This window comes from Lacticaseibacillus zeae subsp. silagei (assembly GCF_030770335.1).
GTDB classification, from domain to species: Bacteria; Bacillota; Bacilli; order Lactobacillales; family Lactobacillaceae; genus Lacticaseibacillus; species Lacticaseibacillus zeae.
This window is the reverse complement of sequence record NZ_CP132484.1, coordinates 1,804,291-1,829,876: the sequence shown is the minus strand read 5'-3', so window position 1 is coordinate 1,829,876 and position 25,586 is coordinate 1,804,291. Positions and strand designations below refer to the sequence as shown.

The 25,586-nt window shown below is 47.7% G+C and carries 22 protein-coding genes; 17 read left to right on the top strand and 5 right to left on the bottom strand.

Annotated features, from left to right (window positions below; genetic code table 11):
* Positions 1–110 precede the first annotated feature (110 nt).
* The 4 genes from tig to LACZS1_RS08645 all read left to right on the top strand — a co-directional run bounded on the left by tig (position 111) and on the right by LACZS1_RS08645 (position 3,950).
* Positions 111–1,451, top strand: coding sequence for a trigger factor (tig, locus tag LACZS1_RS08660; protein WP_049169757.1), 1,341 nt, complete (start codon positions 111–113; stop codon positions 1,449–1,451).
* A 161-nt stretch (positions 1,452–1,612) separates the two neighbouring features.
* On the top strand, positions 1,613–2,863 hold the full coding sequence (gene clpX / locus LACZS1_RS08655) for an ATP-dependent Clp protease ATP-binding subunit ClpX (protein ID WP_070651820.1): 1,251 nt from the start codon (positions 1,613–1,615) through the stop codon (positions 2,861–2,863).
* 197 nt (positions 2,864–3,060) lie between these two features.
* The gene (gene yihA / locus LACZS1_RS08650) at positions 3,061–3,663 is read left to right on the top strand and encodes a ribosome biogenesis GTP-binding protein YihA/YsxC (protein ID WP_047106081.1); all 603 of its coding nucleotides are present in this window, start codon (positions 3,061–3,063) and stop codon (positions 3,661–3,663) included.
* Positions 3,660–3,950 (top strand): nucleoside triphosphate pyrophosphohydrolase family protein, encoded by a 291-nt coding sequence (locus LACZS1_RS08645; protein WP_010488525.1) that lies wholly within the window; start codon positions 3,660–3,662, stop codon positions 3,948–3,950. Before yihA ends, LACZS1_RS08645 begins: the two co-directional genes overlap by 4 nt.
* 146 nt (positions 3,951–4,096) lie before the next feature.
* Here the strand turns inward: LACZS1_RS08645 and LACZS1_RS08640 are convergent, their stop codons facing one another.
* Positions 4,097–4,258 (bottom strand): SPJ_0845 family protein, encoded by a 162-nt coding sequence (locus tag LACZS1_RS08640; RefSeq protein WP_047106082.1) that lies wholly within the window; start codon positions 4,256–4,258, stop codon positions 4,097–4,099.
* Between the two features lie 405 nt (positions 4,259–4,663).
* Between LACZS1_RS08640 and LACZS1_RS08635 the strand changes: the two genes are divergently transcribed.
* The 3 genes from LACZS1_RS08635 to uvrC all read left to right on the top strand — a co-directional run bounded on the left by LACZS1_RS08635 (position 4,664) and on the right by uvrC (position 8,844).
* Positions 4,664–6,121: an ABC transporter substrate-binding protein/permease gene (locus LACZS1_RS08635; protein ID WP_070651821.1), complete on the top strand. Its 1,458-nt coding sequence runs from the start codon at positions 4,664–4,666 to the stop codon at positions 6,119–6,121.
* Positions 6,111–6,857 carry an amino acid ABC transporter ATP-binding protein gene (locus LACZS1_RS08630; protein ID WP_070651822.1) on the top strand — a complete coding sequence of 249 codons (747 nt, stop codon included), beginning with the start codon at positions 6,111–6,113 and terminating at the stop codon, positions 6,855–6,857. Before LACZS1_RS08635 ends, LACZS1_RS08630 begins: the two co-directional genes overlap by 11 nt.
* Positions 6,858–7,035: 178 nt before the next feature.
* Complete coding sequence (gene uvrC, locus LACZS1_RS08625) at positions 7,036–8,844, top strand: excinuclease ABC subunit UvrC (protein WP_010488516.1); 1,809 nt, start codon at positions 7,036–7,038, stop codon at positions 8,842–8,844.
* A gap of 109 nt (positions 8,845–8,953) precedes the next feature.
* Here uvrC and LACZS1_RS08620 read toward each other — a convergent pair whose 3' ends face one another.
* Genes LACZS1_RS08620 through LACZS1_RS08610 form a run of 3 tightly spaced genes read right to left on the bottom strand, consistent with a single transcriptional unit; the run spans position 8,954 to position 12,594 of the window.
* On the bottom strand, positions 8,954–10,924 hold the full coding sequence (locus tag LACZS1_RS08620; protein WP_047106086.1) for a PTS fructose transporter subunit IIABC: 1,971 nt from the start codon (positions 10,922–10,924) through the stop codon (positions 8,954–8,956).
* A 9-nt stretch (positions 10,925–10,933) separates the two neighbouring features.
* Complete coding sequence (gene pfkB, locus LACZS1_RS08615; RefSeq protein WP_070651823.1) at positions 10,934–11,848, bottom strand: 1-phosphofructokinase; 915 nt, start codon at positions 11,846–11,848, stop codon at positions 10,934–10,936.
* On the bottom strand, positions 11,845–12,594 hold the full coding sequence (locus LACZS1_RS08610) for a DeoR/GlpR family DNA-binding transcription regulator (protein ID WP_010488501.1): 750 nt from the start codon (positions 12,592–12,594) through the stop codon (positions 11,845–11,847). Before LACZS1_RS08610 ends, pfkB begins: the two co-directional genes overlap by 4 nt.
* A gap of 248 nt (positions 12,595–12,842) precedes the next feature.
* Between LACZS1_RS08610 and obgE the strand changes: the two genes are divergently transcribed.
* The 10 genes from obgE (at position 12,843) to LACZS1_RS08560 (ending at position 25,170) form a co-directional block, all read left to right on the top strand.
* Complete coding sequence (gene obgE, locus LACZS1_RS08605; RefSeq protein WP_010488499.1) at positions 12,843–14,129, top strand: GTPase ObgE; 1,287 nt, start codon at positions 12,843–12,845, stop codon at positions 14,127–14,129.
* A gap of 40 nt (positions 14,130–14,169) precedes the next feature.
* A complete protein-coding gene (locus LACZS1_RS08600) occupies positions 14,170–16,173 on the top strand; it encodes an acyltransferase family protein (protein WP_070651824.1) in 2,004 nt (667 codons plus the stop codon).
* 195 nt (positions 16,174–16,368) lie between these two features.
* The gene (gene rnz / locus LACZS1_RS08595; protein ID WP_070651825.1) at positions 16,369–17,328 is read left to right on the top strand and encodes a ribonuclease Z; all 960 of its coding nucleotides are present in this window, start codon (positions 16,369–16,371) and stop codon (positions 17,326–17,328) included.
* A gap of 110 nt (positions 17,329–17,438) precedes the next feature.
* A complete protein-coding gene (locus tag LACZS1_RS08590; protein WP_070651930.1) occupies positions 17,439–18,224 on the top strand; it encodes an SDR family NAD(P)-dependent oxidoreductase in 786 nt (261 codons plus the stop codon).
* 13 nt (positions 18,225–18,237) lie between these two features.
* Entirely contained in the window at positions 18,238–18,564 is a 327-nt protein-coding gene (locus LACZS1_RS08585; RefSeq protein WP_010488491.1) for a LapA family protein, read from the top strand.
* A gap of 115 nt (positions 18,565–18,679) precedes the next feature.
* Entirely contained in the window at positions 18,680–21,286 is a 2,607-nt protein-coding gene (gene clpB, locus LACZS1_RS08580) for an ATP-dependent chaperone ClpB (protein ID WP_070651826.1), read from the top strand.
* Positions 21,287–21,466: 180 nt separating this feature from the next.
* Positions 21,467–21,658 carry a 50S ribosomal protein L32 gene (rpmF, locus tag LACZS1_RS08575; protein WP_005686472.1) on the top strand — a complete coding sequence of 64 codons (192 nt, stop codon included), beginning with the start codon at positions 21,467–21,469 and terminating at the stop codon, positions 21,656–21,658.
* Positions 21,659–22,113: 455 nt separating this feature from the next.
* Entirely contained in the window at positions 22,114–22,668 is a 555-nt protein-coding gene (locus tag LACZS1_RS08570) for a DUF1836 domain-containing protein (protein ID WP_039638984.1), read from the top strand.
* Entirely contained in the window at positions 22,665–24,218 is a 1,554-nt protein-coding gene (locus LACZS1_RS08565; protein ID WP_070651827.1) for a bifunctional metallophosphatase/5'-nucleotidase, read from the top strand. Before LACZS1_RS08570 ends, LACZS1_RS08565 begins: the two co-directional genes overlap by 4 nt.
* A 91-nt stretch (positions 24,219–24,309) precedes the next feature.
* On the top strand, positions 24,310–25,170 hold the full coding sequence (locus tag LACZS1_RS08560) for a hypothetical protein (RefSeq protein ID WP_010488472.1): 861 nt from the start codon (positions 24,310–24,312) through the stop codon (positions 25,168–25,170).
* 182 nt (positions 25,171–25,352) lie between these two features.
* Here the strand turns inward: LACZS1_RS08560 and LACZS1_RS08555 are convergent, their stop codons facing one another.
* Complete coding sequence (locus LACZS1_RS08555; RefSeq protein WP_010488470.1) at positions 25,353–25,547, bottom strand: YjzD family protein; 195 nt, start codon at positions 25,545–25,547, stop codon at positions 25,353–25,355.
* Positions 25,548–25,586 lie beyond the last annotated feature (39 nt).

Below are 25,586 nucleotides of genomic sequence, written 5' to 3'. Positions count from 1 at the left end.
AACATCTTATGTCGCCTTTTTCCGGCACAACGTTTACATTCCCACTGGTTTCGGGTATCATACATTAAGTATGCAATGTGAATTGCGAGACTAATTGTCGGAGGTACAGCATGTCTGCAAAATGGGAAAAAAAGGGCACCAATGATGGTGAACTCACTTTTGAAATCGATTTACCAAAAATTCAACAAGGTTTAGACCAGGCGTTTCAACGTGTTCGTAAGAACCTGACCGTTCCTGGATTCCGAAAAGGCAAAGTAAGCCGCACTGTGTTCAAGCGGATGTACGGTGACGCGGCATTATATGAAGACGCGTTAAATATTTTGTTGCCGGATGCGTATGAAGCAGCGGTTAAAGAATCCGGGATCGATCCAGTCGACCAGCCGAAAATCGATGTTGAGTCGATGGACGAAGGCAAGCCTTGGGTTATCAAGGCAAATGTTACGGTTAAGCCTGAAGTTAAGCTTGGCGAATATAAAGGCGTTGAAGTGCCTAAGCAAGATGTTGAGGTATCTGACGACGATGTTAACGCTGAACTGGAAAAGCGTCGCGAACAACAAGCCGAACTGGTGGTCAAGGATGATAAAGCAGCCGAAAATGGCGACACCGTTGTCATTGACTATGTCGGCACCATTGATGGCAAAGAATTCGATGGCGGCTCGTCCAAGAACTATAGCCTGGAATTAGGATCCAACTCCTTTATTCCTGGCTTTGAAGAACAGCTTGTCGGCCACAAATCCGGCGATGAAGTCACAGTAAAAGTGACCTTCCCGGATGATTACAAAGCCACCGATCTTGCTGGCAAAGCCGCAGAATTCAAAACCACGATTCATGAAGTCAAGGTTAAGGAATTGCCAGAGCTTGATGATGACTTTGCCAAGGACCTCGATGAGGATGTTGACACCCTTGATGAATTGAAGCAAAAGATCAAAAAGGAACTGACTGATCAGCGTAAGGAAGCGGCCAAGAATGCTGTGCAGGAAGCAGCAATCAAAAAAGCAACTGAGAATGCGACGATCGAAGAAGTGCCTAGTGCCATGATTGAACAAGAAGTGCACAACCAGATGGATCAATATCTTGGCAATATGCAACGCCAAGGGATCGACCCGAAGATGTACTATCAACTAACCGGTACGACCGAAGCTGATTTACACAAGCAGTTTGAGGCCGACGCCGAAACCCGTGTTCGTACCAACTTGGTTCTTGAAGCGATTGTAAAAGCTGAAGATATCCAGCCAACCGAGGATCAGGTTAAGGAAGAGGTTAAGAATCTTGCCTCTGAATACAACATGGATGAAAAGGCTGTTCGTCAGGCTTTAAGCGAAGATATGCTTAAGCATGATATCGGGGTTAAAGAAGCTATTGATATCATTACGGATAATGCCAAAGAAGTTGAACCAGCCAAGGACGAAGAAGCTGACAAGGCTGATTCTGATAGCGAAACCGATAAATAGGTGTCAATGTCGCGTCAAAGAGACGATCCTTGATCGTCTCTTTTGTCGTCTTGAGGCACTCAGCTAACAAGCAGTTTTGTTGACAAAGCCGAACTGTGTCGTTGCTAGTCGGTACTTGACGGTTCTGGTAGAATAAAGGTAACAAGAAAGGGTTGAATCAGATGTTTGACAACGTTGAAACAACGGGTCCGGTTACTTGCTCTTTTTGTGGCAAGTCACAGGATCAAGTGAAGAAAATCGTTGCTGGCCCTGGGGTTTATATTTGTAATGAATGTATTGACCTCTGCAAAGAGATCATTGACGAAGAATTTAAAGAAGAAGCCTATCAAAATCTGCTAGAAGTACCGAAGCCAATTGAGATCATGAAGACCCTTAACGACTATGTTATTGGTCAAGATGCGGCAAAGAAGGCGCTCTCGGTTGCCGTTTATAACCACTACAAGCGGGTTAATCAGATGCAGACGGCAACGAAAGATGATACCGAACTCCAAAAGAGCAACATTGCGCTGATCGGGCCAACCGGTTCAGGGAAGACGTTCCTGGCCCAGACACTGGCCAAGATTCTCAACGTGCCGTTCGCCATCGCTGATGCGACAACGTTGACCGAAGCCGGTTATGTCGGTGAAGATGTCGAGAACATTTTGCTTAAATTGTTGCAAAATGCTGATTACGATGTTGAACGGGCGGAAAAAGGGATCGTTTACATTGACGAAATCGATAAGATCGCCAAAAAGGCCGAGAACGTTTCAATTACTCGGGATGTCTCGGGTGAAGGCGTTCAGCAGGCACTTCTGAAGATTCTGGAAGGTACCATTGCCAATGTTCCGCCGCAGGGTGGCCGTAAGCATCCCCAGCAGGAATTCATTCAAATCGATACGACCAACATTCTCTTTATCGTTGGTGGTGCTTTTGACGGCATTGAAAGTATCGTGAAAAATCGAATCGGCGAGAAGACGATCGGCTTTGGCACGGACTCCAACAATCAAGTTGATCCGGATAAATCCTTGATGCAGCAGATTATTCCAGAAGACTTGATGCAGTTTGGGATTATTCCTGAATTCATTGGCCGTATCCCGATTCTGGCAGCTTTGGAGAAACTTAACGAGAATGACTTGGTTCGCATTTTGACGGAACCTAAGAATGCACTGGTTAAGCAATATCAGAAGCTATTGAGTCTAGATGATACCGATCTGGAATTCACACCTAACGCGTTGAAGGCCATTGCTCATCAGGCAATTGTCCGTGACACCGGTGCGCGTGGTTTGCGGTCGATCATGGAAGCTATTATGCAAGACACCATGTTCGATCTACCAAGCCGCAGCGATGTGGACAAGGTGGTTGTCACCAAGTCAGCTGTCGAAGGCAAAGCCAAGCCGCAATTGGTTTTAACCAAGGGTCGCGAAGCATCTTAACGATAACTATGTAGATTAAAGGCATCAGGCGAAGCAGCCTGGTGCTTTTTTGCGTTTATGAATAAAAGCTTATAGTACCCTTTGCTTCTATTCCGTCCAACCAGTGAGGCGGGCGCCGGCAAAGTATGCTAAACTATTGAAGGCAACGGCGCACTTGCGTCGATTAAAGTGATAACAGGAAAAGGAGGCCATTCAAGATGGACGTCCATGATGTCAAACTGACAATCAGTGCAGTGGCAGCTGCGCAATATCCTACAGATGGTCGTCCGGAGATTGCCTTTCTCGGACGAAGTAATGTTGGAAAGTCTTCGCTCATTAATAAACTGATCAAGCGAAAAGCCATGGCGCGAACTTCCAGCGTTCCCGGGAAAACCCAGACGCTTAATTTTTATGACCTTGATAGTCGGCTTTTTTTTGTTGACGTTCCAGGTTATGGCTATGCTAAGGTCAGTAAAGCGGCACGCGCGAAGTTTGCCACGATGATCGAGACGTACCTGACAACGCGGCAGCCGCTGCATGGTGCCGTGTTGCTGGTGGATAGCCGGCATGATCCGACAGCTGACGATATCAGCATGTATCAATACTTAAAGTACTATCAAATTAAAACACTGGTTGTGGCGACCAAAATCGATAAGACGCCTAAAAGCAAACGGCTGCATGTGGTTAAGCAAATTACCAAACGCATGGACTTGAATCAAACAGATGTCGTGATTCCGTTTTCGGCAGTGACAGGTGAGGGTTATGATGCTATTTGGTCGTGGTTGGAACAGACAGCGGGTGTGGAGGGAAGTTTGAAATGAATTTTAATGAGTATCAACAAAAAGCCAATCGCACATTGGCTGGAAACGAACATGTTTTGACCAACTTGTCTTTAGGCTTGGCCAGTGAAAGCGGGGAAGCCATTGACTTGATTAAAAAATACACTTTTCAAGGTCAGGATCTGGACAAAGAAGAGCTAAAACATGAATTAGGGGATGTGCTGTGGTACCTTTCACAGATTGCTTTATGGGCAGATATTGATTTTGATGATGTCGCGAATGACAATATTAAGACATTGGCGAAGCGGTATCCGCAATCCAAAAAGTAATCACCATCTAGGACTTCAGTCAGGTGTATCTGCGAATAGCTTATGCTGTAGCATGAAATGCGGACAACAAAAAAGATTCAAGCGCCGGTGCGCTTGAATCTTTTTTGTTATTCGCTATTTTTAATACACTGTACTGAAAGACAAAGTTAATCCTTTGCTTTTTTGTCGTCGGTTTTATGGGCTTTTTTAGCCAATTTCTCTTGATGTTTCGGATCCGGCCCGGTTGCCTGTTCCTTATCGTCAGGCAAACTTGCAAATTTATCGAACATGTCGTTCAGGTTGGTTTGAGTGTTGATCTTAAGTGCCATGCACGCCACCCCTTTCCTTGGTGAAAGTATAGCATCAACAATCCGAAGCGTCTAGAGCGTGAACCGGCGCGTTTAGGAGCCGGAGTGTAAGTGGCCTTGGGCGTGATGGCCGGTCTTTGGCCATTGCGACCAAGGTCCTTACACGCAGGCTCCTGCGCCGGTGAACGCGTTTTTGCGTAAGAAAGCCACAGGACAGGTTTGACCATTGCAACCAAGATCCCTACACGCAGACTCCTGCGCCAGAGAACGCATTTAAAAGAAGGGACGTGGCCTAGCGCGGTCGACGCTCTTCAGTCAAGGATGCCATTATCCACCAGGTAAATTGCCGAAAATCAAATTATGAATATTAGTTGCATAAAAATGAATTTTAGCGTATAGTACGTTCTTGTAATCAAGGAGGGTATTATGAATCATTTGAAACGCTGGTTAGTCGCTTTGTTCGCAGTTTTTGCCGCAGTTGTGACCTTAAATATGCAAACCGTTCACGCTGATGACAGTCTGGCAAAGATTCAACAAAAAGGCACAATTGTTATGGGGACAAGCCCCGATTATGCACCTTATGAGTTTTTGGTGAATAAACATGGTAAGAATCAGGTTGTCGGCATGGATGTCGAGGTTGCTCGTAAAATTGCGAAAGATCTTGGCGTCAAGCTGGTGATTAAGCAGATGAATTTTAGTTCATTGCTGGTCGCCTTGCAATCGGGCAAGGTTGATATGGTGCTTGCTGCGATGTCGCCAACCAATGCCCGCCGTAAGTCGATTGACTTTTCCAATACGTATTATAAATCGGGCCAGGATATTATCATCAACAAAACCGATGCCAAGATTTATAAGGACCACAAAAGCTTTGCCAATAAAAAAGTCGGGGTCCAAAACGGAAGTCTTCAAGAAACCTTGGCCAAAACCCAGATGAAATCAAGCACGACTTTGGGACTGACGAAGGTTACCGATTTGATCCTGGCTTTAAAGACGCATAAAGTGGCTGGCGTTGTGGCTGAAGGGGCGGTTGCTCAGGCGTATACGTCCAATGACGATTCACTTGTCGAAATCCCCGGGCATTTTAACCTCTCCAGTGACACGATGGGGACGGCCATTGGGTTTGCCAAAGGATCCGATTCGCTGGTGGCGGCGGCCAATAAGAGTCTGGCGGAGATCAAACAGAAAAAGTTGATTCCGCAATATCTTAAAACCGCTGGAAGTTACATGAAGACGAATACCGAGGATACGAGCATGTTGCACTACTGGACTTATTTCCTTAAAGGGGTTGAGTATACCTTACTCATCAGTGCAATTGGGGCGTTCTTCGGGGTCTTGCTCGGTACGATTTTTGCCTTATTGCGGTTGAGCAAGCACCGCCTGCCACATCTCATCGGGGTTGCTTACATCGAATTTGTTCGAGGCACGCCGTTGATGATTCAGGTCATGTTTGTCTACTTCGGGATCGGGATTTTCATCGACATTCCTGCACTTGTCGCCGGACTTATCGCGGTATCGCTTAATTCTGCTGCTTATGTGGCGGAGATTATCCGAAGCGGGATCGATAGTATTCCTGTCGGCCAAACTGAAGCAGCGCGGTCGCTTGGGCTATCCGAACGGCAAACGATGACAAGTGTTGTTTTACCACAAGCCATTAAGAATATCTGGCCGGCGTTGGGGAATGAATTTATCTCGCTGATTAAGGAAAGCTCCATTGTCTCCATCATCGGGGTCACGGACCTGATTTATCAGCTGACAGTGGTTCAAACCGCAACGTACAAAGGGGTTCAACCAATTCTGGTTGCCATGGTCCTTTACTTTGTTCTGACATTCGGGCTATCCAAGCTCCTGGGTCATTTTGAAAGGAAGATGAATCATGCAGCATAAACCTTTAATTCAAATCAACCACCTGACTAAGAAGTTTGGTGATAATGTGGTTTTGAATGACATTAGTGAAACCATCAACCAAGGTGACGTGATTGTTGTGATCGGCGCATCCGGTGGCGGGAAAAGTACCTTTTTGCGCAGCCTGAATCTGCTTAACCGGCCGACACAAGGCGAGATCCTTTTTGAAGGCACCAATTTGGTTGATCTCAGCGAAAAGCAGCTTGACAACGTCCGGGAAAAAATGGGCATGGTGTTCCAAAGCTTCAACCTTTTCCCGAACATGACAGTGTTAGAGAATATCAAGCTGGCGCCGTTGAAAGTCAAAACCGTGACGAATGAAGAAGCAACCAAAACGGCCAAGGAACTTCTGGAACAGGTTGGCTTGGGTGAAAAAGCCGATGCCTACCCAGCCAGTCTTTCCGGTGGCCAACAGCAGCGGGTGGCCATTGCCCGGGCGCTGGCGATGCATCCGGATGTCATGCTATTCGACGAACCGACCAGCGCATTGGATCCCGAAATGGTCGGCGAGGTGCTCAAGGTTATGCAGGATCTTGCCAAAACCGGCATGACGATGGTGGTGGTGACCCACGAAATGGGCTTTGCCCGCAGCGTGGCCGACCAAGTCTGGTTCATGGACGGCGGCAAAATTCTTGAAAAAGGCACACCTGAAGAACTGTTCGAACACCCCAAGGAAGCGCGGACGCAGGATTTCCTGTCCAAGATTTTGGCACAATAAGCTTTTACCTCATAACCTTATCCGGCATTTTCTGGGTAAGGTTTTTGTGTGGGCGGGCGTGAGGTGCATTGGCAAATAGCTTCACAATCGCAACCGCGCGCAACAAGTGCGTCGCTTGCAATCTAATTTTAGAATCTTTATAATGTTAAGCGAACATTTGTTTTATAAGGAGATTACGATGGCATCAGCACACATTGAGCATAAATTATCGTTGCTGCCGGATCTGCCTGGCAGTTACCAGATGAAAGATATTAACGGGAAGATTATTTATGTCGGCAAGGCCAAAAATCTAAAGAATCGCGTTCGCTCTTATTTCAAGAGTTCACATGATGGCAAAGTAGCAGCGATGGTGGCACAGGTGGCTGATTTTGACTATATTGTGACCTCGACCAATAAAGAAGCGTTTTTGCTTGAAATCACGTTGATTCAAAAGTATCAGCCGTATTACAATATCAAGCTCAAGAAGGGGACCGGCTATCCTTATATCAAGATTACCCACGAACGCGATCCGAAAATTGAAATCACCGGCACGATTCGCAAAGATGGCGGCTATTACTTCGGTCCGTACCCCAATGTTTATGCGGCGCAGGAAACGATGCACTTTATTCAAAAAGTGTATCCATTGCGCCGGTGCAATGGGTATCAAGGACGGCCGTGTCTGTATTACCACATGGGTCAGTGTCTGGGCGCATGTTTTCGCACGGTACCGGAAAAAGAATACGCTGACCAGATTGCTCGAATCAAACGGTTCTTGAATGGCAACGTCAGCAAAGCCAAGGCCAGTCTGACGGCAAAAATGGAGCGGGCAGCCAAAAACCTGCAGTTCGAACGGGCGGCAGAGATTCGCGACCAGTTGTATTACATTGAACAAACCGTTGAAAAGCAAAAGATTATTTCGAATGACAATACCACGCGTGACTTGTTTAATTTCTATATGGACAAAGGCTGGATCAGCATCCAGGTCTTCTTCATTCGTCAGGCGCGGTTGATGAAGCGCGAATCGCGGCTTTTTCCGGTCGTTAACACGGCCAAAGAGGAATTTGAGTCTTTCATTTTGCAGTTTTATAGTCGCAAAAATAATGTCAAACCGCATGAAGTTTTGGTGCCGGCAGGGCTGGATAATAAGGTGCTTGCCGATATTTTAGGTGTTCCGGTGCGTACCCCGCAACGAGGCGAGAAACGCGATCTGATGGCATTAGCCGCGAAGAACAGCCAAATCAAGCTCGAAGATAAGTTTCGCTTAATGGAATTGGATAATCGCACAACAATTGGGGCCATGAAGGAATTGATGGCGGCGTTAAAGTTGCCAATGGGCCATGTGGTTGAAGCTTTTGACCACAGTCACATTCAAGGTGCCGACCCGGTTTCCGCAATGGTTCAATTTGTTGATGGGCAGCCGGCTAAAAATAATTATCGCAAATATAAACTGGATGCCGACAAAACCCATAATGGTGCTGATGAAGCAGCTAATACGCGCGAAGTTATTCGGCGGCGGTACACGCGGTTGCTAAAGGAACATGCGGCACTTCCGGACCTGATTTTGATGGATGGCGGCGAAATTGAAATGAATGCTGCCAAGGATGTTTTGGAAAATGAATTGAACCTTGATATTCCGGTTGCCGGGATGGTTAAGAACAACAAGCATAAAACCGCAGCGCTTCTGTTTGGCAATGCCGATCAAATGATTAATCTGGATCCGAAGTCACAAGGGTTTTACTTGCTGGAACGCATCCAGGATGAGGTTCACCGGTTTGCCATTTCATTTCACCGTCAATTGCATGCCAAGAATTCGCTGGCATCGCGCCTGGAAGGTATTAAGGGTGTCGGTCCCAAGACGCGCCTGAAGTTGTTGCGCAAGTTTAAGACAATCACCAAAATCAAAGAAGCGCCGATCGAAGACATTCAGGAGCTTGGGATTTCCAAACGCGTGGCGCAGGCGTTGAAGCTTTCGCTAACGGCTGATCCAACGCCAGCGCGCCGGGTTTAAGTCTTGCTCAGAAAAATTGGATACAAAAAAACGCAGCGATTTGTTTGTCGCTGCGTTTTTTTATTTGAGTATCAATTAATGATACAGGTTAAACCTGCGCTAAAACGGATCATTGATTCTCTTTAGCCACCGGGCGCCAGAAGCCAAGAATTAATGCGGCAATGACAGTCCCGATGATGAGTGACATGACGAATCCGAGTTTCTGATTTGTTAGCAGAAGGGCCACAATGCCGCCATGCGGTGCCGGGACGTTGACGTGCCAGAGCTGGGTTAACCCGCCGGCAATCGCGGAGCCAACCACGGAACTACCGATGATATGCACCGGATCGGTTGCGGCAAATGGAATCGCACCTTCAGTAATAAAGGTCAACCCAAGTGCATAGTTGGATAAGCCGGCATTGCGTTCCTGTAACGTGAATTTCTTCGGGAAGAAGGTGGAGGCAACCGCAATCGCCAATGGTGGAATCATCCCGCCGATCATGACAGCAGCCATCCAGCGGCCATCTTTAAAGCCAGAGGCCTGATAAACGCCGATGGCAAACGTGTAAGCAGCCTTGTTGAACGGGCCGCCCATATCGATACTCATCATGGCAGCCAAAATGACACCGATGAGAATGGCATTACCGGTTCCCATACCTTCAAGGAAACTGATTAACGCACCGTTGATCGCGGCAAAAATCGGGTTGATGATGAAGAACATCAGCAGGCCCATAATGGCCAGACCGATGACGGGGTAAAGCAGGATAGTGCGCATGCCGTCCAGTGACTTCGGCATTTTGGCCAAGGCTTTCTTCAGACCGACGATCATCCAGCCGGCAGCAAACCCGGCAACCAAACCACCCAAGAAACCAGCCGGATTCTGGGCCTTCACAACTGAAGCGGAAGCGACCGTTGCCATGTAACCACCGACGAACCCAGGCATCAAGGCTGGTCGATCACCAATGGATTCAGCGATATACGCTGCTAGTACCGGTACCAGGAAGCTGAAGGCAAATGTCCCCAGATTATTGGTGAAGGTGAACCACATGGAAGTCTTACCCAACCATTGTTCAAGGATGAATGAGATCGCCATGATAATCCCGCCGCCGACAACGAATGGCAGCATGTTGGAAACACCATTCATCAAGTCTTTGTAAATTCGATTCCAGAGGGTACCGCCAGAAGTCTCTTCAGTATCAGAGCTTTGCGCATCTGCACCGCTTGCGTGGAAGACTTGGCCCTGACCTTTAAGGGTTTCTTCGATTAATTCTTCAGGCTTTTTGATGCCGTCGATGACAGGCCGATTCAGCAATTTCTTACCGTTGAACCGATCCATCTCGACTTTTTTATCAGCGGCAACGATAACGCCGGCTGCCCGGTTGATATCGCTGTCGGTTAATTTATGCTTGATCCCTTCGGAGCCGTTGGTTTCGACTTTAATATCGACACCCATCTTTTCCGCAGTTTCTTTTAACGCTGCTTCCGCCATGTACGTGTGGGCGATCCCGGTCGGGCAGGCGGTGACAGCCACGATAAATGGCCGTTCTTTGCGCTTTTCTTCTTTGAACTCAGCTTGCTTAGCGGCAGCATCTTTAGCTTCCTGTGCTTTTTCCGCTTCAGCCTCTTTTTTATCTTTAGCAACTTTTTCGGCTTGTGCTTTGCCGAACAAATCCAGAACTTCATCCGGCGTTTTGGCTTGCTTCAGGTCTGCAACCAGTTTTGGATTGATTAAAAGGGAAGACAGGGCTGCCAAGGCGGCAAGATGTTCATTGTTGGCGCCTTCAGGGGCAGCAATCATGAAGAACAAATGTACCGGCTGGCCATCGAGCGCGTTAAAGTCAACACCCTTGGCACTTTTGGCAAAAAGTACCGTTGCTCGAGTAACGGCACTGTCTTTGGCGTGAGGCATCGCAATGCCTTCGCCAATCCCAGTGGTGGACTCTGCTTCACGTTTTAAAATATCCTGACGATATTCATCGGCATCGGTCACAATGCCTTCTGCATGATACTTGTCGACCATTTCATTGATCACAGCCTCTTTGGTGGTTCCTTTGAGATCCATGATCATGACATTTTTTAAAAGTAAGTCACGAATGTCCATTTTGTCCTCCTAAACTTCAGTGATGCTGATGGTTTGTTTAACAGCAGCGATTTTATCGGCAGTGGCAAGATCCTTGGAAAAGGCAGTCGCAGAACCGCACGCGATACCGACCTTGAAACTTTCCAAGGCGTCATGGGTTTGGGCAAATGTTCCGGTAAAGCCCGCCAGCATGCTATCACCGGCACCGACCGAGTTAACTGCCGGTTGCTTTGGAACTGTCCCAAGCCAGGCATGGTCGCGTTCAATCATCAAGGCACCAGCACCGGCCATCGAAATCAAAACGTGTTGTGCGCCTTGATCCAGTAAGCGGCGCCCCGCCTTAATAATGGCATCGTTGTCGGTATACGGCTTGTCGTTGAATAATGCTGCGAGTTCATGATGATTGGGCTTGACGACCAGTGGATGATCCGGAAGTGTGTCCAGCAGTGCCTGGCCGGTGGTGTCAATAACAAAATCGGCTTGATGCTCGTGGATGGCCGGAATTAAGTCACGATAAAAAGTGGCCGGCAGCCCTTGTGGCAAACTGCCAGACATCACGACGACATCGCCTGCTGCAAGTTTGGCTAGCTTTGCTTTAAAGTCGGCAATTTCATCATTGGTAATGGTTGGCCCGCTTGCGTTGAGCTCGGTTTCCAATTCGGCTTTGAGTTTGACGTTAATTCGGGTATCACCTTTGATCTTCGTGAAGTCACAAGGCATCGCGATGGCATCGAGTTGTTGTTGAATAAAGGTGCCGGTGAATCCCCCGAGAAATCCCCAAGCAGTTGTCGGTAAGCCAAGTGTTTGAAGAATCCGGCTCACATTGATTCCTTTACCGCCTGGTAGCTTAACCGCGTGGGTCAAACGATTGACGGCACCAAGGTCAAGTTGCGGCAATTCGATGACATAATCAATCGAAGGGTTGAGTGTAACTGAATAGATCAAGAATGAACCTCCTTAATATTTTGGAACCGGTGATAGCCTGCTGGCAGTCCTTGTAATGAACTGGTGAGAATCGTGACATCGCCAATGTCGGCGAATTTCACGAAACTGACCTGTTCGAACTTACTTGGATCGGCAAGAATCATCGGCTGACGTGCTTGATGAATCGCCAAGCGCTTGATCACGGCTTCTTCCGGATCAGGGGTGGTGTTCCCAAACTCAGGGTGAATCCCATTCGTGCCGATAAAGGCGATATCGAAACGATAATGATGAAGTGCTTCTGCAGTGGTCGCGCCAATAAGCGCTTTGGTTGCTGATTTAACCATGCCGCCAAGCATCAGTGTCGGAATTTGATAATCCGCCAGTAAAGATGCATTATCAACGCCGGTCGTGATCACCGTCACCCCGAGGTCAGCTAGAAAAGGGATGAGTTGGGCCGTCGTTGTCCCGGCATCCAGGAAAACCAGATCATCCTGTTCGACTTGGTGGGCTGCGGCACGAGCAATGGCTTGTTTGGCGCGTAAATTTTGGGTCGACTTGCTGGCCACATCCGGTTCGTCGCCAAGGCCGTTAATTCGTTTGGCCCCGCCGTGAATCCGTTTAAGTTCGCCCGCCGCTTCAAGCTCGTCCAAATCTCGCCGAATGGTTGATTCTGACGCGTCCAAAGCCGCCATTAACGCTTTGGATTTGACGACTGTATGCTGTTGTAGCTGGCTAAGAATGTATTGCCGCCGTTCTTCTGTAAGCACTTTCGTTTCACCTCGCTCTTCATTATACTGATGAAACATTCAAAATCAACCTAAAACCGTTAAAAACATTCACAACGGTCAAAAACAGGCTTGTTTCAAGGGAATTTGCACTTTTTTCATTTGTTGTGCTTAAAGTACTTGTCCTACTGTCTGACGTGGTAAAATAAGAAAGACGTGCGATCTGCTATGCGGATGGCGGGTTAACGGGTATAATTATAAATTATGTTTTTTCAGAAAGGGGATCGCCAATGTTTGTCGATCAGGTACAAGTAGAAGTTCAGGCGGGCAAAGGCGGTGACGGCATGGTCGCGTTTCGGCGTGAGAAATTCGTGCCGTTTGGCGGCCCGGCCGGAGGTGATGGCGGCCGTGGTGGTAGTATCATTTTATATGTCGATGAAGGGTTGCGAACCTTGATGGACTTCAGATACCAACGCCACTTCAAAGCGCCAGCTGGTGGCAATGGCCAGGGTAAGTCCATGTATGGGCGGGCAGCTGAAGATCGGCGGATTGCCGTACCGGCAGGAACCACAGTCACCGATGCCGATACTGGCGAAGTCCTCGGTGATCTGACGAAGCCGGGGCAGGAACTGGTTGTTGCCAAAGGCGGACGCGGCGGACGCGGTAATATTCATTTTGTTTCACCGAAAAACACCGCACCGGAAATTGCCGAAAATGGTGAACCCGGACAACATCGCTTCATTAAACTGGAGTTGAAAGTCCTCGCCGATGTCGGTCTGGTTGGGTTCCCGTCAGTCGGCAAGTCAACTTTATTGTCGGTGGTCACGCAGGCTAAGCCCAAGATTGCCGCGTATCAGTTTACGACATTAGTGCCAAACCTTGGCATGGTCCAGCTAGACGATGGCACTGATTTTGTCATGGCTGATTTACCGGGTTTAATTGAAGGTGCTTCACACGGTGTCGGTCTTGGCATCCAGTTCTTGCGGCATGTTGAACGGACGCGGGTCTTATTGCATCTGGTTGAAATGGACCCGGAAAACGGCCGCGAGCCGCTGGAAGATTATGACCAGATTCGTCGCGAACTAGGTGCATATGATGAGAATATCTTAAAACGGCCGGAATTAATTGTCGCAACCAAAATGGATCTGCCAGGCGCAGATGAAAGATTTGCTGAGTTTAAAGCAGCTTTGCTCAAGCGCGGCATTGATCCAGCCAATATTTTTGAAATTTCCAGCCTGACACATCGCGGCGTCATGCCGCTAATGCAGCGCACCGCGCAAGTGCTGAAAACCGCACCGCAATTTGAACCGAAACAGGAACCGGTTAAAACTGCTGATTACAAGTTTGCCCCAGAACCGGCATTGAAAGTGACGCGGGATAGCGACGGTACCTTTGTCTTAACCGGTGATAAAGTGGAACGCGCCTTTAAGATGGCGAATCTTGATCATGAAGATGGTGTCATGCGATTTGCCCGGCAACTGCGGAGTATGGGTGTTGACGATGCGTTGCGCCAAGCAGGTGCACAAAGCGGCGATTTAGTTGCGATTGACGATTTTACCTTTGAATTTGTTGAATAATCTTCAGTGAACTAACTGAAAGCAGTAATCTTTTTAAAGAATGGTGGGGCCTCAATTGAAACAGACGCGTAGACGAAAGCGCCGGTATATTCATGGATTTGACGGTTTACGAACCATTGGTGTCATTGGTGTCATCCTGTATCACTTGCGTCCCGAATTATTTCGGGGTGGCTACTTGGGTGTACCGATCTTCATGGTTGTGTCCGGTTATTTAATTACGGACGGCTTATTGATTGAGTTTGGTCGCAATGGGCGAATTGATTTTAAGAGTTTTTTCATTCGGCGATTTAAACGTCTTTATCCGGCACTCATTACCGTTTTGTTTGGAACTGCAGCTTATATCACGCTTTTTTCGCAAAATCTCCTGCACAATCTGCATATGATGGTGTTGACCAATTTGCTTTATGTCTATAATTGGTGGCAGATTCTGAATGGTCAGTCTTATTTTGCGCGCTATGCTAACGGCGAATCACCTTTCACGCATTTATGGACGCTTTCAATTGAAGGGCAATATTATTTGGTATGGCCATTTCTGGTTTTAGGTTTGCTACTATTAGTTAAAAACCGGCATCAGATTGCCAACATTGTCTTGATTTTGGCGGCAGCCAGCGGTGCGTGGATGGCTATTTTGTACATGATGACCGTTGCACACACGTCACCTGCAGCCTTTGATCCGAGCCGATTGTACTATGGTACCGACACACGGGCGTTTTCGATTTTGCTCGGTGCCGCCTTGGCGTTCATTTGGCCAAGTGGTCGGCTTTCGGAGCATTTACCGCGAAAGTGGGTTGTTAGTCTCGATTTAATGGGAACGGTGAGCTTCGTTGGTTTGTTAACCATGGTCTTCACGGTTGACGCCCAAAGCAGCTTTCTTTATGAAGGCGGCATGGTGCTGTTCTCCATTCTGACAACGATTCTGGTTGCGGTCGTTGCCCATCCAGCGGCGCATTTTGATCGCTTGTTGAGCAATCCATTGTTTAGCTATATTGGCAGCCGCAGTTATGGCTTGTACCTTTACCAATTTCCAGTCATGATTTTCTGGGAGAATCGTTTCCGCAACATTGCCGATCATCCCGTTTTGTATCCGGTGATTGAGGTCATCTTAATCGTGTTGATCACCGAGGCTTCGTATCGGTGGATTGAACAGCCAGCAGCACATTTTGACTACCATAAAACCTGGACGTTCATTAAAGGGTTGGCCGATCCGAAGAAACGTATGGGCAAGGCGCGCTGGATCAGCTATGCAGCTTTGGTCATTTTGGCAATTGGCAGCGTTGGTCTAGCTAAAGCACCATCAGCTAAGGCGGTCGGCGACGACTCGCCGCTGGCCAAACAACTTAAGAAACGCGCGGAATCGCCTAAGGAAAAGGCCAAGCGTCTGGAAGCCATGCGTTCTAGCTTAGCCGAAGAGCGTAAAGAAGCCAAAAATAAAACCGAACAAAAACCGCGATCCCGTGCACAGGAATCGAAGTATGCTTCGCAAGCCAAAGCCCATCCGGTTAACCAAGAGTATGAACAATATGGCTTAACCCAAATCGAATTGCAACGGGCCCAGGATGTGGGATTAACCGCGATTGGCGACTCAGTCATGCTTGACGGTCAAGAGGGCCTACAGAAGATTTTCCCTAAAGCAGTGATTGATGCGGCTGTGTCTCGGCAAATGATCAATAGTATTGATCTGGTTCGCAGTTATGCGGAAAAAGGCGTGTTAGCGAACATTGTGTTAATCGGTTTAGGCACCAACGGCCCATTTTCCGATGAGCAGCTTGCCCAGATGATGCAGGCGATTGGTCCGGATCGGCAAGTCTTCTGGATTAATTTGCGGGTGCCAACGCGGGCATGGCAAAATGATGTCAATGGCAGGTTGGACGCTGCGCAAAAGCAATATAAGAATCTGACGGTGATTGACTGGTTCCGTAAATCTGATGGACATCCTGATTGGTTCTACAAGGATATGGTGCACATGAATCCAACAGGTAACCCGCAGTATGCGGCGTTTATTGCCAAGACCATTTTGGATAAAACCAAGCAGTCAACCGATTAGCATGCAATTGAAGCTGACGTCAGCTAACTTGAGTTCCGGTAAGGAGTTGGGCAACCAATCGTTCTTATCGGAATTTTCTTTTGCCGTGAGACGAATTACCAAGGTTAAGCAAGGTTATCAGCGATCAAACAAGGATAATTCTGTAGGACTTGTGGTAGACTACAAAGTGAAGTTTGACAGAATAGGAAGTATGGTATGGAAATTCAATTTTTGGGTACAGGCGCCGGTTCGCCTTCCAAAGTTCGTAATGTCAGCAGTCTGGCGCTAAAACTGCTTGATGAACGCAATGAGGTTTGGCTGTTTGATGTTGGCGAAGGTACTCAGCATCAGATTCTGCAAACCACGATTAAACCGCGAAAGATTGCCAAGGTGTTCATCACCCATTTGCATGGCGATCACATTTTCGGGTTACCGGGATTTTTGGCGAGTCGCGCTAACCAAGGCGGGACTGATCCGCTCACGATTTACGGGCCGCCTGGGATTGAAGATTTTGTTAGAACCAGTCTGAAGGTTTCCCAGAGTCATTTGAGTTATGCCTTAAAGTTTGTGTTGTTGCGGCATCCGGGAACGGTTTTTGAAGATCAGACTTTTAAAGTTAGTTTCGACCGACTTGACCATCGCATCACCAGTTTTGGGTTTCGGGTTGAGGAAAAGCCACATCCGGGTGAATTGCTGATTGATAAGGTACGGGCCGCTAAAATCCCGTCTGGACCGGTTTATGCCGAGTTAAAGGCAGGTAAACAGGTGACGTTGCCCGATGGCCGGACGTTTGACGGTCATGATTTCATCGGGCCAGCACAACCGGGACGGATTGTGACGATTTTTGGCGACACCAGAAAATGCAGTCGCGCGTTGCCACTAGCAGCTGGCGCAGATGTTCTGGTTCACGAGAGTACTTTTGGCCCGGACGAAAGCCAGTTAGCCAAACAGTACTATCATTCAACCAATATTCAGGCTGCCGAGTTAGCCAAGCGCGCCGGTGTCGGCAAATTGTTGCTGAATCACATTTCTGCGCGGTATCTTGGCCCCGGCGTTGCGATGTTAGAAAAAAGTGCGCGCCATATTTTTCCCAATACCCACGTGGTGAAAGATTTTGAAGAAATTAACATTCCGTTTGCCAGCCCCCAGTTGGCGTCGGCGGGATCTGTTCAATAACCGGTTCTGTCAGCAGGCGATAATGGTGATTGGCTGAAAAGCAGTGCTGGCTTGAAGTGACAGTGGCTTAAGCGTGATTGGAACAGCAAAGCGTACAAGGAGGGAGCAGCATCGTGAAACAACACCTAACAGTAGTTATTTCTGGCGGATCAGCCGGATTGGGTAAAGCAATTGGGTTGGAAGCCGCCAAAAAAGGGGCGACGGTGGTTTTCCTGGCACGTAGACGTGACAAGTTGCGTCAGGCTCAAGCCGAGGCAAGTTCACTTTCTGGTCGGCCAGCGTTTGCTTTTCCGGTTGATGTGGCTGATCCGGTCGCTATTGAAGCCGTCGTTGAGCGTATTCATGCCACCGTCGGATCAGTCGATGTGTTAGTCAACGCTGCCGGTTTTGGTCATTTTGAGAATGCATTTGACACAGATATGCACTTGGTTGAACGCATGTTTCGCGTGAATGTTTTGGGCACCATGTACTTAACCAAGCTGCTGGGACGCGATATGGCGGTTCGTGGCCAGGGACACATCATCAATGTCTCATCGATGGCCGGTAAAATTGCCACACCCAAGTCAGCTATTTATTCGGCGACAAAGTTTGCAGTGGTGGGTTATAGTAACGGTCTGCGACTGGAATTGAAGCCATTTGGGGTCAACGTGACAACCGTTAACCCAGGACCGATTGCAACCGACTTCTTCAAATCGGCCGGCGCATTGGACTATTTGGCCAGCGTTTCTTGGTTGGTACTGGATCCCGATAAACTGGCGCGGCGAATTGTTGCAACATTTAACCATCCGGTACGGGAAATCAATACACCTTGGTTGATGAATCTGGGTGCTGACTTGTATACTTTATTTCCACATATCGGCGATTGGTTAGCAGGCGGTTTGCTGAATAAAAAATAAAGGGGTGGCTTGAATGAAGGGTCAACAGCGATTTATTATCGGATTGGTACTTGCATTAATTTTAATTATTTTTGCGTTGCTAAATGGTCAAGGCGTTTCGGTTAACTTTTTTGGGATTCAGTTGGAGTGGCCATTGATCGTGATCATTGCGGTTTCCGTGTTAATCGGCGCGGTGGTCACTTGGTTAATTTCAACCAGTGCCGTTGCCAATGCCAAAAAACAGATTCGTGAATTGCAACAGCGCATTACTGAATTGACGAAGGCTAACAAAGCCGAAAAGCCAGCGCCTAAACCGGTTCAGGCACCTAAGGAAGAGCCGGTTGATTCAACGAAAAAATAACGACAAAACGCGGATGATGCGATTCGCGTTTTTTTATTCGATAATGTTTGACCTTTACTGACCAATATCGTAAAGTGGATTTGAAAACATTGAACGGTTATGGAGGGATACGTGGATGAATCCAGATAATTTTACCCAAGCAGTTGCCGAAGCTTTAGGCGCTGCGCAGCAAATTGCCCAAGTGCGGCATCATCAGGAAATCGACATTCCGCATGTCATGAAAAGTCTGGTCCAGCCTAATCAGTTGGCTGAGCAGATTTATCGTGAAGCTGGCGTGAATGTTCAAGGACTGAATGCAGCCATTGATGCGGCGCTTGAAGCTGAGCCGGTCGTGGAAGGCGCCAGTACTTATGGCCAGAGTATGTCCCAGAACTTGGCACAATTACTGACAGACGCCAACACCGTTAAAGATGAATTCGGTGACACTTACATTTCAACCGAGGCACTGTTACTTGCGCTTTATCAGCAACGCTATAACACGATTACCCAGTATTTACTCAACGATGCTAAAGTCGATGCCAAGAAGTTGCGGCAGGTGATCGACAAGATTCGTGGTGGGGAAAAAGTGACCAGCAAAAATGCCGAAGCGAATTACAAGAGTCTGGAGAAATACGGTACTGACTTGGTCAAAGAGGCACGCAGCGGAAAAATGGATCCAATCATTGGTAGGGATGAAGAAATCCGCGATGTGATCCGAATTTTGAGTCGTAAGACTAAGAATAATCCGGTTTTGATTGGTGAACCCGGTGTCGGGAAAACCTCGATTGTTGAAGGCTTGGCTCAACGAATCGTTAAAAATGACGTGCCGGACAATTTAAAAAATAAAACGATTATTTCCTTGGATATGGGCAGTCTGGTAGCAGGTGCCAAATATCGTGGGGAATTCGAAGAACGGTTAAAGTCGGTTTTGAAAGAAGTTAAAAAGAGTGAAGGTCAAATCATTCTTTTTATCGACGAAATTCATAACATCGTCGGTGCTGGTCGCGCGGAAGGTTCCATGGATGCCGGTAACTTGCTTAAACCGATGTTGGCACGTGGTGAGTTGCATCTGATCGGGGCTACAACGCTTGACGAGTATCGGGAAAACATTGAAAAAGACAAAGCCTTGGAGCGGCGTTTTCAACGGGTACTGGTGCAGGAACCAACCGTGGAAGATACAATCAGCATTCTGCGCGGCCTAAAAGAGCGTTTCGAGATTTTCCACAAGGTACGAATTCATGACTCAGCGCTTGTGGCAGCAGCAACCTTGTCGAACCGGTATATCACGGATCGTTTTTTACCGGATAAGGCGATCGATTTAGTCGATGAAGCATGCGCGACGATCAATGTCGAAATGAATTCCCGCCCAACCGAACTGGATGTTGCTGAACGCAAACAAATGCAACTGGAAATCGAACAGCAGGCATTGAAAAATGAAAGTGATCCGGCAAGTAAGAAGCGCCTAGAGAACGCTGATGCCGAATTGGCTAATTTGAAAGAAAAAACCAACAAGTTAAAAGCGCAGTGGGAAGCAGAAAAGAAAGATATCCGGCAGCTTAACGAGAAAAAGTCGGCAATTGACAAGGCTAAACATGAGCTGGAAGATGCCCAAAGCCGTTATGATCTGGAAACTGCGGCGCGCTTACAACATGGTACGATTCCTCAACTTGAAAAAGAGTTGCAAGCCATGGAGAATAACGATCGGCCCCAGTCCTGGTTAGTGCAGGAAAGTGTGACTGAAAATGAAATTGCGGCAGTGATTTCACGGGAAACCGGCATTCCAATTGCTAAACTGGTTGAAGGCGATCGCCAAAAGTTGCTGCATCTGGCAGACAATTTACACAAACGCGTTATTGGCCAGAATGAAGCGGTCACTGCAGTTTCCGATGCGGTTTTGCGCTCGCGTGCCGGGCTGCAAGACCCAAGCCGTCCACTGGGCAGTTTCCTTTTCCTGGGACCCACAGGTGTCGGGAAGACCGAACTTGCCAAAGCGTTGGCTGAGGATTTATTTGATTCGGAAAAGCACATGGTCCGCATTGATATGTCAGAGTATATGGAAAAAGCCAGTGTTTCAAGGTTGGTTGGTGCAGCGCCGGGTTATGTCGGCTATGAACAAGGCGGGCAATTGACAGAAGCGGTCCGGCGTAATCCATATACGATTGTGTTGTTGGACGAAATCGAAAAGGCCAATCCGGATGTTTTCAATATCTTATTGCAAGTGTTAGATGACGGGCGCTTAACCGATGGACAAGGCCGGACGGTTGATTTTAAGAACACGATCATCATTATGACCTCGAATCTGGGTTCGGAATACCTTTTGGATGGCGTTCAAGCTGATGGCACAGTCAGTCAGCAGGCGAAGGATCAAGTGCGTCAACTGGTCAATAAGGCCTTCAAACCGGAATTCTTGAACCGAATTGATGACATTATCATGTTCCACCCGCTCTCACTGGATGATGTTAAACAAATTGCCGTTAAAGATTTGCATCAGTTGGGAACCCGGTTGGCCGATCAGCAGATCACTTTGGATATTACGCCAGAAGCACAGACCTGGCTGGCAGACAAGGGCTACGATCCGGCATTTGGCGCTCGGCCGCTGCAACGTTTGATTACCAGCGCCGTTGAAACACCATTGGCCAAAGAGCTCATTCGCGGCACCATTGAACCCGGTCAGGAAGTCGTGATCACTGTTGTCGACGATCAGTTGCAATTTAAAGCCAAGCAGGTCGCAGCCAAGGCGTAAGCTTGCAACAACTGAATTATTCTGTAAAGACCCTTGCCTTGACGCCGCTTTTCATGTATGATTAGCGTTGCTGTGACAGAACAAGTTTCTGTCCACGCGTGATGATGATCGGACTTGCATTTTGATCATCGACCGTATAAAGTAGTTTAGAAATCTTACTAAAAAAGGGGTTTTCCGCTCATGGCAGTTCCAGCACGCAGAACGTCAAAGACCAAGAAGCGTATGCGCCGCGGTCACATTAAGTTGAATGTGCCTAACTTGCAATTCGATGCAGCAACCGGCGAATACCGCGTTTCCCACCACGTTTCACCTAAGGGTTATTACAAGGGTGCACAAGTGGTCAAGAAGTCTGACGATAACGCAAATGCATAATAAAAAGCCAACACACATCATCGGTGTTGGCTTTTTTGTTGTGAGCGTGAACCGGCGCGGTTAGAAGCCGGAGCATAAGTGGCCTCGCACCTAAATGGCTGGTCTTTGGCCATTTAGGTGCGAGGTCCTTATGTGCAGGCTTCTGCGCCGGTGAGCGCGTTATAGAAAGCGAAAGCCGACATACACTTGCTCATAATAGAACAACGCTTCCTGCTAACGCTACTCTGGCCATTGCGTCTGAGACCCTTATGTGCAGTTCTGCGCCAATGAGCACGTCACTAAACGCAAGAATCACTGAAACCCATGCATAGATAGCCCCCTATAAATAATCAGATCTTTAGAAATTAAATAAATACATGACAAATAGCATAGTAGATATTCAACTATTGAACCAGTGAACATTTGGTTATCAAAACTAACTGTCATGATATAATGTAGCTAAAACGAGGTGCAATATGGCTGATAACAAAAAATTTGCTGACTACCTGCGACAACTTCAAGAAGCACAGTTTCCGCGCTGGGCCGATTTACCCCAATTTGATCTTTACATGGATCAGGTTATTCAATATGTGAATGACATTGTATCACCGCTTGGTTTTGGTGAGATCACATCGACCATGGTGAACAACTATGTCAAAAAAGGGGTGATTAAGGCGCCAATCAAGAAAAAATACCATCCGGAACAATTGGCGAATATTTTAGTGATTGCCATGTTGAAACCGGTTTTTGCGTTGGACATGATTGCAAAGGGGATCCGTTTTGCCAAAGAAGATCGACCAGTCGCTCAAGCGTATGACACCTTTATCCTTACATTTGTCAGTGCCATTGAGCAGGCAAACTCAGATTTTAATGATGCCTTGACCATTAACCGGGTTAATAAACCAGACACCACGGCGACTCAGCATGCAGTGGTGACATTAGCGATTAATGCGGTTTTGCAAAAGCTGATGGTTGAAAAAATGCTGGAACTCGAAGAAACACCGGCGCCAAAGGAAGGAAAAAAGGCATGAAACTCACGATATTGTCGACCAGCGATACCCATGGTTTTGTTCTGCCGACTAATTATGTCAAACGTCAGCAGGACCTGCCTTTCTCCCTTGCCAAAGCCAAGACGGTTATGGATGCGCAAAAAGCTGCTGCCCCAGGTCCGGTTTTGACGATTGAAAATGGCGATTGGCTGCAAGGCTCGCCATTAGCGTATTATGTCGCCAAGATTAGTCGCCAGCCGGAGCAGCTTACACAAATTTACAACGCGGTTGGTTATGATGCGGGCATCATCGGCAACCATGAGTTTAACTATGGTGCCGACTATTTACGGCAAGCGTTGGCAACGCTGAATTATCCAACGTTGAATGCGAATATTACCCGTGATGGTAAACCCACTTTTGGTGCTCCTTATCAAATTTTTAAACGGGATGGGGTCAAAATTGCTGTTCTTGGCTTGACAACTTCCTATATCCCGCACTGGGAGGCACCTAAGAATATTGCCGGGCTTCAATTTCAGGATGTAATCACAACGGCGAAGTATTATGTGCCGCGTTTACGACAGCAGGCAGATGTTGTCATTGTGGCCTATCATGGCGGTTTTGAGCGGGATTTAAGAACCGGGCAGCCTACCGAACGCTTAACTGGTGAAAATGTGGGTTATGCGTTGACGCAGATTCCTGGAATCGATGCGTTGATTACGGGCCATCAACATCGCCAGTTGGCCGCAACTGTTAACGGCGTTCCGATTACGCAACCAGGCTATCGCGGCGAAGCAGTCGGTAAAATCACTTTAACCCTGACCCCAACTACAACTGGTTATCAGGTGACCGATAGCAAAGCGGTTTTGGTTAAAGCCGGTGCTTCGGCTGCCAGCGAAGCCATTGTGGACGTTGCCAAGCCGCTCAATCAAGTTGTTGAGACTTGGCTTGATCAGCCATTGGCAAAAGTCCAAGGTGACATGCGGATTCGGGATCCGTTTGCGGCGCGGGTGCATGAAACCCCTTATATCGAGTTTATTCAGCGAGTACAAATGGCCAGTACCGGCGCCGATATTTCCGGTACCGCTTTGTTTAATAACGAAGGCCGCGGTTTCGGCGCGACCATCACGATGCGCGATGTCGTGACCAACTATATCTATCCTAATACACTGGCTGTCTTGCGCTTGACGGGTGCGGATCTTAAAGCCGCATTAGAACAATGTGCGACCTACTTTTCATTGACTGCTGATGGTCAGTTGACAGTGACACCGCGATTCGAGCGTCCTAAGCCGCAACACTATAACTATGATATGTATCAAGGCATCGATTATACGTTGGACATTCGGCAGCCGGTCGGTCAACGCGTGACTAAACTGACGTATCATGGCCAGCCGGTGACAGCAGCGCAAACCTATGATGTTGCCGTCAACCAATACCGAGCAGCTGGTGGTGGTAATTTTGCTATGTTTGGACCGGAAAAGATCATTCGCGAAAATCAAAAAGATATGACCGAATTGATTGCTGATTATTTGAAAGTTCATCCGGATTTAGAAGCAGTGGCAGATCATAATTTCACTGTCTTGCCGTCAATGTGACACTGAGTCATATTTTGCTTGTCAAGCGCACAGTGAACGCTTATGCTGATGGACGTCATTAATTGAGATCAAGTGAAGGGAATGTTCCGTCATGAAGTTTTGGAAATACGGTCTGATTGGTCTATTGGCATTATTGCTGGTAGGCTGCGGACAGCAATTAAGCACCACAAAAACAACTTACGGCCGTGATGGGCTAGTTGCAACCGTCAAGGGCAATGCCAGTGGCGTCAAACGCGTCAGTTACACCAGTGACGCTGGCAAAGGAAGCGTGCCGGTTAACAGTGGCACGTTTGTCATCGATGTACCGATCACCGATAAGGCACAGAAGGTTAACCTCAAGGCGGGTTCACTCAAAACCAACGTTACGGTCAAAGCAGGCAAGTCATTGGGGAATTACGCCGATATTGCAACTAAATTCAATCAGATGCTGGCAGTATCGAGTCTTTCAAAAGCCGATCAAGCTAAACTGAAACAAGGGCAGGCAGCAGCGGCTGCGCTCCAAAAAAATGCGGCTGGCATGACCCCTGCAGAAAAAATGGCAGCTGCACAACAGGCACAGGCACTTAAAACGCTGATGGCCCAGGCAACGGCCAATACAAAGACAAATCAATTGCCAACAACGGCCAAAACTGGCATTCAGTCCATCTTAAAAACGGCTGATATCAATTATCGCGCGAGTGTTGCGCATGGCAAGGCAATGGGCTTTGCTGTTATTGTGCCGTTAGCGGTTCTCAAGGACAGCAAGAAGATGCAGGCCTTCGCAACTGATTTCGGGCTCCTCAGTACGGCGGTCGGTGCCAATGCCAAAACCGTTTTCTCGCACTTCAAGAAACTGACAAAAGATGCCAAATCTAAGAACAACGCCACAACGATTAGCACGATTAAGAGCAACGGTGTGCATTTTGACGTTGGCTATTCAACCACCGCTTTGTACCTTTACGTCACAAAGTAGTTCAACCAAAATTGTTGAATGGCTGGTTCCACGCGCACTGATCATGTCGTTTGGGGCCCGACTGAACATCGAAATTTAGAGATCATGAAAATAGCACCTGAGGGCAGCCAATACGAAGGCCGTCTCCAGGTGCTTTTTTGGGATACTGATCTGTCAAGCGTGTTCAATTGGCACGTTGTAGTTTAATGTTCTGGTTTTCCTGCTGACTTGGCAAAGTGCTGCATAACCGGCGGGAAGAAAAATAAAATCACGATGAAAATAACACTAACGATCGCGCTTGTTTTAGGATCGTAACTGCTGCCGCTCAAGGCGCCGACCAGGAAGCCGACAACTTGGCCGAGGATCAGGCCCCAGACGATGGTAGGTAGATACCGCATGAAATCCCTCTTTTCTGTCGTCATCTTACCACGACTCTT